We start from the raw sequence: 12,122 nt of genomic DNA on the forward strand, positions 1-12,122 counted from the left end.
GCGACAGCGCAATGTTTATTGCCGCGAATACCGAGCACGGGCAACAAGCTGTTTATATTAATCAGGGGTTTACGAAACTGTTTGGCTATACCCCAGAACAGGCTCTGGGGCAAAATATGGTCGATCTACTGCAAAGTGCGCATCCTGAACAGCTCGCGCCAGTCAATGGCCACTCACCCGATACACGCCAACGGCTGCTGCCTAAAGAGCTTTTTTACAGCAAAGACCGGCAACCCCATTGGTGCTCAGCAGTGATGAACTCACTGATTAATGAGCAAGGCGAGCAGAGTTACAGCATTGGGGTGCTAACGGATATCACCCTGACAAAAATGTATGAAGTGTTGCAATATAAAGTGTTGGAAGCCCTGGTCCGCGAGCGCCCGCTGGAAGAAGTGATGTCATTACTCTGTCATGAAGTTGAGCGGATTGCTCCTGAGGTGACCGCCAGTATTTTGCAAAGTATCGGCCAGAATCACCTTTCCCATCTTGCTGGCCCTAGTCTGCCACTGACTTATACGGCCATCCTCACCTGTGTGCCCATTGGCCCATTTTCCGGTTCCTGCGGGACAGCTGCATTTCGTAAAGAAGCGGTTGAAGTACAAGATATCGCCACTGACCCGTTGTGGCAGGACTACCGACATCTGATATTACCGCATGGTTTATTGGCTTGCTGGTCAACACCTATTCTCTCCAGCCAAGGGCAAGTACTTGGTACATTTGCTTTTTATTATAAACAGAAACGAAAACCCAGTGATTTTCATCGTCAGCTGGTCAAATTAATTGCCAATTTATGTTCTCTTGCTATGGAGCGAGAACTCTCACGCAAACAAATTCAACATTTGGCTTTTTATGATTCATTGACCGGGTTGCCCAATCGCACCCAGTTTTTGGTGTATGCCAAACAAGCCATTGCTCTGGCAGCTGAAATGAATCATCCGCTGGCGGTATTGGTGATTAATCTGGATCGGTTTAAACAAGTCAATGACTCACTTGGTCATGCCGCTGGCGATGAATTACTGGCGGCGATGGCCCAGCGCCTGCGCGACAGTTTGCCTAAAAATGACATCATTGGCCGCCTGTCTGGCGATGAATTCATCATTATTCTGACCTCCAGCACCCTGCAACAAACCACGGTAAGAGTAGAGAAAATGCTCAGTTTGTTGTCACAGCCCTGCCAAATTGCCAACATGAATATTATTCCGTCGGCCAGTGTAGGTATTAGTTTGTATCCTGAAAATGGTATGGAAATGGACACCCTGATGAACCATGCCGATATTGCGATGCATAAAGCGAAAAATATGGGGCGCGGGCATTTCAATTTCTTTAGCGCAGAAATGAATAATCTCAATCAACAGCGCCAGGATATGGAAGATGCGCTACGTCATGCATTTCATATCGGCTCCCTGGAGTTATTTTATCAGCCGCAAGTGATGCTGAAAGATGGCCATCTGTATGGTGTCGAAGCTCTGAGCCGTTGGAAGCACCCAATATTGGGGGATATTCCACCACAACGTTTTATTCCGCTGGCCGAAGAGAGTGGTCTTATCAATGAACTGGCCCTATGGGCGATTGAAACAGCATGTCGGCAATTGGCCGACTGGCGTTTGCGGGGCATTGATGTTCCCTCGGTGTCAGTGAATTTATCGCCAACCAATTTCCACAATCTGGGTTTACCGGACATGATTCTGCATATTTTGCACCATTATCATTTACCGCCGCAGGATCTGACGTTGGAAATTACCGAAGACATATTGATTGAAAATAATCCGGCCATATTCACGACAATCGAAAAAATTCATCGTCTGGGGGTTCGACTATCCATGGATGATTTTGGCACCGGTTATTCTAGCCTCAGTTACCTGCGCCGCCTGGATCTCGATGAAATCAAACTGGATAAAAGCTTTGTACATGACCTTGAATATGATGAAACCAGCCGAACCCTAAGTGAAGCAGTGATACGTATTGGCGAGAGTTTGCAATTGTCGGTGATTGTCGAAGGGGTAGAGAATGAAGCCCAGCGCACCTTATTGAGCCGGCAAGGTTACCTGATTGGTCAGGGATTTCTATTTTCCGAAGCGCTACCCGCTATCAAACTGGAAAAATGGTTAGAGCATCGTCTGACAAGTTAGACGGTGAATAATAAGAGATATATGATTGGTTGTAGTAATCTATTAGGGATTTCTAAACACTAACAAGTGACATTGTCACTCGAGGTTAATGATAAAGTGCCCATATCGGTGAAAACAAGCAGATCGTAAAGACGCCGTAAAATCGTCCCTGATGGCTCGAGCCGCGCCGTCCCTGGCGCGGACGCTTTACTCTTCTACCTGTCTTCACCTTGCAAGATCGAGTCGTTGGGGTTTGTCATCAGTTTGAAGTGACATTGTCACTATCGCTGGGTTGGGTCATGCTCAACCTTTTCATTTGTCGGCAATTTCTTTATCCTTGCTGCCTTTGTAATCTGGATGTTGTTTTGTTGTTATGCAAAAATTCCTTTTTCTGCTGTTAAGCTTGATTCTACTCGGCCCTCTGGGCATCGACCTCTACTTACCGACCATTCCTGCTATTGCCAAGGGGCTGAACAGTAGCGAGTCATTGATCCAATCCACCATTGCGCTGTTTATTTTAGTTCTGGGGGTCGGGCAACTGATTGCTGGACCATTGGTTGACAAATATGGCCGCAAACCGATTGCCATCATCGGGATAATCCTTTACATGCTAGGTGCCGCCATGGCTGCTCTGGCTGTCAGCCCTTTCATGTTTGTCAGCTCTCGCCTGTTACAAGGTGTGGCCGTTTGCTGTACGGCAGTGGTGGCATTCAGTGGGGTGCGCGACCGCCTGAACGGCAATGAAGCTGCCCGTGCTTTTGGTTTTCTCAATGGCACATTAAATATCGTACCGGCATTAGCCCCATTATTAGGTGGTTTGTTGGCCGAAGCCTTTGGCTGGCGCGCACCATTCTGGTTCCTGGCTCTGTACGGATTGTTGGTATTAATCCTGGTTATCGTTTTCCTACCGGAGACTCGCCCGGCAGATACGCAACCGGTGAAGAGTTTACCGATTAAAAGCTATCTGCGTATTTTACGTGACGACCGTTTTCTGACTTTCGCGCTGGTGAATGCCGGCGCGATGGGAATGGCTTTAACTTATGTCTCTCTGGCGCCTAATGTTTTGATGGTGGGCGCTGGACTCAGCCCGCTGCAATTCTCGCTGGTGTTCGGTGCCAATGGTTTTTGGATCATGGCCGTCAGCTTTTTTGCGAATCGGATTATCCAAAAAGTGGGCCGCCCAGCCTGCCTGATGACGGGTAGCGTGCTGATGGCACTCGGCTGTTTCAGCCTGCTATATGGCCTGCGCTTAGCACCTGAAGTGCAGCATCACTGGCTGGTTTACATGTTACCCGTCGCCAGTGCCTGTGCCGGTTTAGCCTTTATGATGGGGCCAGCCACCAGCTATGCACTGGAGCCTTATGCCAATGAAGCGGGTGTTGCTTCAGCCTTGGTTGGGTTTGTACAGATGGCAGGAGGCGCGGGATTAGGTCTGTTGGCGATGGCCTTACCGATTGAACCTAAGTTATCTCTGGCTATTGTGATGTTGGCCGGTTGCTTACTGGCCTGGCAAGCGCGCCGTGCCAGCAAGCATGTGCGCGGTAAATTACAAAAGATAAACTAACCATTCGCTATGTGCGCTCGGTGGTGACCTGAACCCTGGCTGCCAGCGCACACATCAACTCATACCCCACCGTTCCTGCGGCTTGTGCCACATTATCAATGGGCACATTCTCACCCCATATTTCGACTTTGCTGCCCATCTGCGCTTGCGGACATGGCGAGAGATCCACGGTGAGCATATCCATCGAAATCGCCCCCACGGTGTGCGTCAATATACCATCCACCATGATAGGTGTTCCCGTCGGTGCGACACGCGGATAACCATCAGCATAACCACAAGCAACCACCCCTATGCGCTGCGCACCAGTAGCGCGATAACGGCTACCATAACCCACACTTTGACCGGCGGATAATGATTGCAGCGCGATAATCTCACTGTGCAAACTCATCACCGGGCGCAGACCAAGGCCAGCAATATCTGCAATATCACCACTGGGTGACGCGCCGTAGAGAATAATTCCCGGACGCACCCAGTCATAATGGGTGTCCGGGTTACGCAATATTGCCGCTGAATTGGCAAAGCAGCGAGCAGCCGGAATATGCCCACTGGCCTGCTGGATCTGAGCAAATTGCTCATCAGCGCCAATAGGATTATCTGCATTAGCAAAGTGGCTCATTAATGTGATTTCACCGACATTGCTGAGGCTGTTGGCCCATTGCCACACAGCTTGCGCCTGACCAATTGGAAACCCTAAACGATTCATACCGCTATTAAACTTCAAGTAAATATTAAGTGGAGCCGTCAGGCGGGCCGCTTTGATAGCCTCAAGTTGCCAGTCACTGTGCACCGCCGTCGTCAAGCGATAATGATCCAGCAGCACCAAATCCTGCGCTTGAAAGAAACCCTCCAGCAATAAAATTGGCCCTTGCCAGCCCTGTTCTCGCAGCAGGATAGCTTCGTTTAAATCCAGTAAAGCAAATCCATCCGTCGCCGCCAGCCCTTGCCAGACACGCGCTAAACCATGACCGTAGGCATTGGCTTTCACCACCGACCAAATTTTTGCCCTTCCCACATGGCGGCGAACAACATTCAGATTATGGTGCAGCGCAGGTAAATTCAGCGTGGCAGATATCGGGCGAGGCATGCTTATTCCTTCCAGAACACTATTCAGTTGTTGTTAACAAAAGGGCTATCCACTAATCCCCTAAATAATTCGAGTTGCAGCCAACACACATGCAGCTTGAAGTATGGCGGGTATAGGTTAACGAATGGGATGAGCGTCATGTAACGGCGCAACATTCAGCGGCCGAAAGCCCGCGCTATAGCGCGAGACCGAGAGATCATCTGCCAGAATCGCAGGACGACGACCAAACATAATATCGGCCAATAGCTGGCCTGAACCGCATGCCATGGTCCAGCCCAAGGTGCCATGCCCAGTATTGAGATAGAGATTTTTCAGCGAAGTTCGCCCAACAATAGGTGTACCATCCGGTGTCATCGGGCGCAGGCCAGTCCAAAATGTCGCCTGACTGATATTACCGCCATCGGGATACAAATCGCCGACGACCATTTCCAGTGTTTCCCGCCGCGCCTGTTCCAGTTGGGTGTTGAATCCCACGATTTCCGCCATGCCGCCCACCCGAATGCGATCGTCAAAACGGGTAATAGCTATCTTATAGGTTTCATCCAGCACGGTAGAATAGGGTGCGCCAGCAGGGTTGGTGATGGGGATTGTCAGGGAGTAACCTTTTAGCGGGTAAACCGGAATCGATACTAACCCCGCCAGCAGCGCAGTTGAATAAGCGCCAAAAGCCACGACATAAGCATCGGCTTTGATGATGTCATCGCCGCACAACACGCCAGCAATTTGATCCCCGTCCACCAGCAGTTTTTCCACTGAGCGATTGAAGATAAATTTCACGCCAGCCTGTTCGGCCATTGTTGCCAGCCGCTCGGTAAACAACTTACAGTCGCCAGTTTCATCATTAGGTAGACGTAAGCCGCCGGTGAGCTTATGTGCCACTTTTGCCAGAGCAGGTTCGACGGTGGCCAGTTGATCCGCAGTTAACAGCGAATACGGTACCCCCGCATCATCCAATACAGCAATATCTTTAGCTGCATTATCAAATTGCTGTTCGGTGCGGAATAATTGCAGCGTTCCCCCTTGCCGCCCTTCGTACTGAATACCGGTATCTTCGCGTAGATCTTTCAAGCAATCACGGCTGTACTCGGCCAACCGCACCATACGGCTTTTGTTAATCATATAGTGGGAAGTGTCGCAGTTTCTCAGCATTTGCCACATCCAGCGCAACTGCGAAGCACTGCCATCCAGGTGAATCGCCAACGGCGCATGGCGTTGGAACATCCATTTAATGGCTTTTAGAGGAACACCGGGGGCAGCCCAAGGTGCCGCGTAGCCGGGAGATATCTGGCCCGCATTACCTGCACTGGTTTCCTGAGCTGGCCCATCCTGCCGGTCAATGACCGTGACATCATGTCCATCTTTCGCTAAGTACCAGGCACTGGCAACACCAACCACACCACTTCCTAAAATGACAACGCGCATATCACCTCCACACAAAATGCATCAAAAGCACAATATTCTGTTGACAGAAAATTAACTCAGCAGAAAAAACTATCCAACACATTAATGATAGATTGTGACTTAATTCACAATTAATTTACACCGCAATCACTTTCCAATTCAATAGCAGGCTTTAAATAGCGATAACATGCTATTTAAAGCGGGATATACAAAAAAATGACTGAAAATAGCGCTTATTATCCCTATTAACAGCATGAATAATTGCCATGTTGCTGATGTTAATTTTATTGGTTTTATATTCTGCAATAACCACAATTAGACAGAGCAATAATCTAATTAAATCTCTTTTGGGATAATAACTTCTGCCAGTAAAAACAGTCCCTATTCCCGCGATAGAGAGCCTCTATTTTGAAAGATGACGGATATTCATTGACATAAAGTATTGCCATGCCTCAATTTGTTCATATTGAGCTAGGATTATTGAAGTGACCAGTATTTTGCAGGGTTATAAAACCGTGAGGATGCGCTAATGACAACTTCAACATCGAAACACACCGCGCAAGATAAGCGCCTGACTGACGGCCCAGACTGGACATTTGAATTGTTACAGGTCTATCTGGATCAAATAGACCGGGTGGCAAAACATTACCGGCTCGATACCTACCCCCATCAGATTGAGGTTATTACCTCGGAACAAATGATGGATGCCTACTCAAGTATTGGTATGCCCATTAATTATACCCACTGGTCTTTCGGTAAAAAGTTTATCGAAACCGAGCAAAAGTATAAGCACGGCCAGCAAGGGTTAGCCTATGAGATTGTGATTAACTCCAATCCTTGTATTGCCTATTTAATGGAAGAAAATACCATTACTATGCAAGCTTTAGTGATGGCTCACGCCTGTTATGGTCATAATTCTTTCTTTAAAAATAATTATTTATTCCGCGCATGGACTGATGCCAGTTCCATCGTTGATTATTTATTATTTGCGCGCCATTACATCAGTGAATGCGAAGAACGCTATGGTGTGGAAGAGGTTGAACGACTGCTCGATTCTTGCCATGCACTGATGAATTATGGTGTTGACCGCTATAAACGCCCGCAAAAAATCTCGCTAGTTGAGGAGACTGCGCGGCAAAAAAGTCGAGAGGAATACCTGCAAAGCCAGGTCAACTCTTTATGGAAAACCTTGCCACGTAAAGACAAAGAAGAAGTGCAAGCCCAGGCTCAGCGCTACCCAAGTGAGCCGCAAGAGAATCTGCTCTACTTTATGGAGAAGAATGCCCCGTTGCTGGAATCATGGCAGCGGGAAGTACTGCGGATTGTGCGCAAAGTGAGCCAGTATTTCTATCCGCAGAAACAGACCCAGGTGATGAACGAAGGTTGGGCAACTTTCTGGCATTACACCATTCTTAATCATTTATACGATGAAGGCCGGGTCAGTGATCGGTTTATGATGGAATTCCTGCACAGCCACACCAATGTGGTGTATCAACCGCCGTATAACAGCCCTTATTACAGTGGTATCAACCCTTATGCGCTTGGATTTGCCATGTTCCAGGACATCAAGCGCATCTGTCAGTCTCCAACCGAAGAGGATTATTATTGGTTCCCGAATATTGCCGGTAAAGACTGGTTGGATACCCTGCATTTTGCGATGCGCGATTTTAAAGATGAAAGTTTCATTAGCCAGTTCTTATCACCAAAAGTGATGCGTGACTTCCGTCTCTTCACTGTGCTGGATGACGATAAGAATAACTATCTGGAAATTTCGTCCATTCATAATGAAGAAGGCTATCGTGCTATTCGTAATGAATTATCTGCTCAGTATAACTTGAGCAATCATGAACCTAACATTCAAGTCTGGAATGTTGATCTGCGCGGGGATCGTTCTCTGACGCTACGCTATATTCCTCATGACCGAGCACCGCTGGATAAAAGTCGCCAGCAAGTGATGAAACATATCCATCGCTTATGGGGGTTTGATATTCATATGGAACAACTAAATGATGATGGCAGTATTGAATTGCTTGACAGCATTCCACCCAGAGCCAATAAGCTCTAATCTGGCTGTATCAGTGCGTTGATATCAAATGGAAAAGGGGCGCGGTTGGCCCCTTTTTACTGTGCTATTTTTACTGATTGTGCTTCTAGCGGCGAGCTTCTGCCAAATCACTTGGCATGGTGCCCTGCATACTGTGCCAGATAGCCCCGCTCTCTTTACCGTAGGCACGCAGGCAATCTAACACCTGGTCATAGGCTTTCTCATCGCACAGTGTCGACAAGCGGCTATAAAACGTCAGTGCCAACTTACGCGCTTCTGGATTCGAGAAATAATAACGCCCAACGCGAGTATACAACCCTTTCAATCCATTGAGAATTAAACCATAAATTGGGTTGCCTGAAGCAAAAGCCAAACCACGGAAAATACCGTAATCCAGCGCAGTGAACGACTCTGCGTTATCGTCAACCGTCTGCGCTTGTGCCAGAATTTCTTGCGCTTTTTCGGGATGATTGCGGATAGCTGTCCGGACAAAAATTGTCGCGATATTGGTTCGAACAGCCAGTAAGTTATCTATCAATTGTGGCACGCTATCGTGGTCAAGCCGCGCCAGTGTTTCCAGAATATTAAGACCGGAAGTTTCCCAAAAGTTGTTTACTTTCGTTGGTTTACCGTGCTGAATAGTGAGCCAGCCATCGCGGGCTAGCCGTTGTAGCACTTCGCGCAATGTTGTGCGGGTCACTCCAATCAGCTCTGAAAGTTCACGCTCCGCGGGCAAAATAGTGCCTGGAGGGAAGCGATTATTCCAAATACTTTCAATAATATACTCTTCCGCGAAACCGGCAGGACTTTGCGCCTTTATAACCATATTTTTTGACGTTCCGTAGCGATAAATATCAGCAATTTAGTATGCTCATCATACCAGACGACGCTATTCTGATATAGATCCAGAGCCGAACAAATGGTGAAAGCAGTCATAAAGTTGCAAAAATTGCGCAGATGTAATGATGAACAGATTATACATATTGCTTTTAGGCGAATAACGTAAAGTAAAATGTAACCTTGAGCAGTAATAGCGCCATATATCCTGAATAATTCAAGTGACCGCGCACAGCCAACGCGCATGCAGCTTGAAGTAGGACGGATATAATAATTTATTAAGGAGACCTTAGCTCACAATGGACATCACCATTAGACAAGCCGTACTCAGGAATTTTCTTGGCAATTCACCAGATTGGTACAAGCTGGCAATTATAGCGTTTCTCATCATTAACCCGTTGGTGTTCTTTTTTGTCAGTCCTTTTGTCGCCGGTTGGATGCTGGTTATTGAATTTATCTTCACGTTGGCGATGGCACTGAAATGTTATCCGTTACAGCCCGGTGGTTTACTCGCCATTCAAGCCGTCGCTATTGGGATGACCAGCCCGCATCAAGTAGCAGAAGAAATTGCCAATAACCTCGAAGTCCTGTTGCTACTGGTATTTATGGTGGCGGGCATCTACTTTATGAAACAGCTCTTGCTGTTTATTTTTACCAAACTGCTGCTGAGCATCCGCTCAAAAATCACTCTTTCCCTCGCTTTCTGTGTCGCTTCTGCCTTCCTTTCCGCCTTTTTGGATGCATTGACCGTTATCGCCGTGGTCATTAGTGTATCGGTGGGTTTTTATACTATTTATCATCATGTTGCCTCAAATCACTCAGATAATGACATCAATGATGACAGTTGGATCGACAGTCAGGAAAATCGCAAGACGCTGGAACAATTCCGTGCATTTTTACGCAGCCTGATGATGCATGCGGGTGTGGGAACGGCGCTGGGTGGCGTGATGACTATGGTGGGTGAACCGCAAAACCTGATTATCGCCAAAAGTGCCGGTTGGCATTTTGGTGATTTCTTTATGCGGATGCTGCCCGTCACCCTGCCAGTGCTGTGTTGTGGATTATTGGTTTGCATACTGGTCGAGCGTTTTAAACTGTTTGGCTATGGTGCCGCGCTACCTGAGCGTGTTCGTCAGGTTCTGACTGATTACGATAAGCAGGCCAGCGCGAAACGCAACCGTCAGGAAAAAGTGAAGCTGCTGGTTCAAGCACTGATCGGCGTTTGGCTGGTTCTTGCATTGGCGCTACATTTGGCTGAAGTGGGCTTAGTGGGATTGTCGGTCATTATTCTCGCCACTTCTTTTTGTGGCATCACCAATGAACATGCGCTGGGTAAGGCATTTCAGGAAGCGCTGCCTTTCACTGCACTGCTTACAGTGTTTTTCGCCGTAGTCGCAGTGATTATCGAACAAAGCTTATTCACTCCGATTATTCAGTTTGTTTTACAATCTTCACCCTCAGCCCAATTATCCCTGTTTTATCTGTTTAATGGCTTACTGTCTTCGGTTTCTGATAATGTCTTTGTCGGTACCGTATACATTAATGAGGCGCGGAAAGCATTTGAATTGGGCGTTATCTCTCTGCAACAGTTCGAGTTGTTGGCCGTCGCGATCAACACCGGTACTAACCTGCCGTCGGTGGCAACACCGAATGGTCAGGCCGCGTTCCTGTTCTTGCTAACCTCAGCGCTCGCTCCGCTGATTCGCCTGTCCTATGGCCGAATGGTATACATGGCTCTGCCTTATACCATAGTGATGACAGGTGTCGGCCTGCTTGGCGTGGAGTATTTATTAGTTCCGGTGACGGAGTGGATGATGCAAAGTGGCTGGATAAGTTTGCCTCATATCGCTGCGGGAGTTAGCATGACACACTGATAACTTGCCTTATAGTTCGTGCCAGCCCACTATTCTCCTCGCTATTCGGGGCTAAGATGGGCTGGTAAAACAAACCAATATCTCACCCAAAGCAAAATTGATGCTTCTGGTAGCTGTCATAGGCGAGAAATAGCTGATTTTTGCCTAATTTTACCTTTGGGTAGCTGGCAGCAAAGATGAATTGGTTTACACTGCCAGTACAATTGCTTACTGCATGGAAAATAAAGATATGTTGCAATTCCTTAACCGCTGCTCTAAAGGGCGCGGTGCTTGGCTATTAATGGCCCTGACTGCACTTGTATTAGAATTGGTTGCGCTCTATTTTCAACACGTGATGCTGCTACAGCCTTGCGTAATGTGTATTTATGAACGAGCCGCATTATTCGGTATTCTTGGTGCATCATTGCTGGGTGCTATCGCGCCTAAATCCCCTTTGCGCTATCTGGCTATTTTTATCTGGATTTACAGCGCCTGGAAAGGGGTTCAGCTCGCCTGGACGCACACCATGCTGCAACTGCATCCATCGCCTTTCACCACCTGCGATTTCTTTGTGAGCTTCCCTTCATGGTTGCCGCTAGATAAATGGTTCCCGGCGGTCTTTGTTGCCAGTGGTGATTGTGCAGTAAAACAGTGGGAATTCCTGTCATTGGAAATGCCGCAGTGGTTAGTCGGTATCTTTGCCGCTTACCTGTTTATCGCGATATTAGTGCTGATCAGTCAGTTTGTTAAACCGAAAAGACGCGATCTGTTTAGTCGATAGTTTTTATTTCGATTGATAGTTTTCATTTCGGTTGATCATTTTCACACATATCTTTATCTATTTAAGGCGCCCAGAAATGTGGCGCCTTTTTATATTCTGAACGTCGAATGATGCTAGAGATCCGCCACATTATTCATTAACGAATAATGCCACGAGCCGAGCGGCTGAAAAAAGGTTTATAAGCCAACAGTATTTGCCACTCTTTAGCCAATAACTCAATTTCATTATTCACATCAGCCACTAACTTACCTGTATGATAAATAAGCCGGTAAGCCTCTATAATCGCTTGCCGGTCACCACTATTTAGCCAATCAGCCTCAACGCCAGTTTCTCTTATACCTACGGGAACAGCACGATTTCCTTCAGCTATGACATAAGGAGGAATATCCTGCACCACACAAGCACCGGTATTGATTAATGCGTAGGTTCCTATCACACAGAATTGATGTA

General features: G+C 47.4%; 8 protein-coding genes and 1 pseudogene. 5 read left to right on the top strand and 4 right to left on the bottom strand.

Features of this window, described 5'->3' with window-relative positions:
- On the top strand, window positions 1-2,129 hold a 2,129-nt coding region (locus ACNSO8_RS07260), incomplete at its 5' end, for an EAL domain-containing protein (RefSeq protein ID WP_418394250.1).
- A 352-nt stretch (window positions 2,130-2,481) separates the two neighbouring features.
- Window positions 2,482-3,672 carry a multidrug effflux MFS transporter gene (locus ACNSO8_RS07265; protein ID WP_019083196.1) on the top strand — a complete coding sequence of 397 codons (1,191 nt, stop codon included), beginning with the start codon at window positions 2,482-2,484 and terminating at the stop codon, window positions 3,670-3,672.
- Between the two features lie 7 nt (window positions 3,673-3,679).
- On the opposite strand, the gene dadX is transcribed toward ACNSO8_RS07265, so the two are convergent.
- A complete protein-coding gene (dadX, locus tag ACNSO8_RS07270; protein WP_019079544.1) occupies window positions 3,680-4,756 on the bottom strand; it encodes a catabolic alanine racemase DadX in 1,077 nt (358 codons plus the stop codon).
- Between the two features lie 117 nt (window positions 4,757-4,873).
- Window positions 4,874-6,178 carry a D-amino acid dehydrogenase gene (locus ACNSO8_RS07275; RefSeq protein ID WP_019079545.1) on the bottom strand — a complete coding sequence of 435 codons (1,305 nt, stop codon included), beginning with the start codon at window positions 6,176-6,178 and terminating at the stop codon, window positions 4,874-4,876.
- Window positions 6,179-6,686: 508 nt separating this feature from the next.
- Here ACNSO8_RS07275 and ACNSO8_RS07280 point away from each other — a divergent pair.
- Entirely contained in the window at window positions 6,687-8,222 is a 1,536-nt protein-coding gene (locus tag ACNSO8_RS07280) for a SpoVR family protein (RefSeq protein ID WP_019079546.1), read from the top strand.
- Window positions 8,223-8,307: 85 nt separating this feature from the next.
- Here the strand turns inward: ACNSO8_RS07280 and fadR are convergent, their stop codons facing one another.
- Window positions 8,308-9,027: a fatty acid metabolism transcriptional regulator FadR gene (fadR, locus tag ACNSO8_RS07285; protein WP_005162963.1), complete on the bottom strand. Its 720-nt coding sequence runs from the start codon at window positions 9,025-9,027 to the stop codon at window positions 8,308-8,310.
- Window positions 9,028-9,337: 310 nt separating this feature from the next.
- On the opposite strand from fadR, the gene nhaB reads away from it, so the two are divergent.
- A complete protein-coding gene (gene nhaB / locus ACNSO8_RS07290) occupies window positions 9,338-10,912 on the top strand; it encodes a sodium/proton antiporter NhaB (protein ID WP_050130730.1) in 1,575 nt (524 codons plus the stop codon).
- 229 nt (window positions 10,913-11,141) lie between these two features.
- Window positions 11,142-11,672, top strand: coding sequence for a disulfide bond formation protein DsbB (gene dsbB, locus ACNSO8_RS07295; protein WP_011816443.1), 531 nt, complete (start codon window positions 11,142-11,144; stop codon window positions 11,670-11,672).
- 136 nt (window positions 11,673-11,808) lie between these two features.
- On the opposite strand, the pseudogene ACNSO8_RS07300 reads toward dsbB, so the two are convergent.
- Window positions 11,809-12,122, bottom strand: a pseudogene (locus tag ACNSO8_RS07300) (acyl-[acyl-carrier-protein]--UDP-N-acetylglucosamine O-acyltransferase); the annotation flags it as partial.

The sequence above is a fragment of the Yersinia sp. LJYL362 genome, assembly GCF_048323875.1.

Excerpts from the sequence above, each read along its gene's own strand:
- nhaB (WP_050130730.1), top strand. The coding sequence starts at position 9,338 with ATGGACATCACCATTAGACAAGCCGTACTCAGGAATTTTCTTGGCAAT.
- ACNSO8_RS07275 (WP_019079545.1), bottom strand. The coding sequence starts at position 6,178 with ATGCGCGTTGTCATTTTAGGAAGTGGTGTGGTTGGTGTTGCCAGTGCC.
- ACNSO8_RS07265 (WP_019083196.1), top strand. The coding sequence starts at position 2,482 with ATGCAAAAATTCCTTTTTCTGCTGTTAAGCTTGATTCTACTCGGCCCT.
- ACNSO8_RS07280 (WP_019079546.1), top strand. The coding sequence starts at position 6,687 with ATGACAACTTCAACATCGAAACACACCGCGCAAGATAAGCGCCTGACT.
- fadR (WP_005162963.1), bottom strand. The coding sequence starts at position 9,027 with ATGGTTATAAAGGCGCAAAGTCCTGCCGGTTTCGCGGAAGAGTATATT.
- dadX (WP_019079544.1), bottom strand. The coding sequence starts at position 4,756 with ATGCCTCGCCCGATATCTGCCACGCTGAATTTACCTGCGCTGCACCAT.
- dsbB (WP_011816443.1), top strand. The coding sequence starts at position 11,142 with ATGTTGCAATTCCTTAACCGCTGCTCTAAAGGGCGCGGTGCTTGGCTA.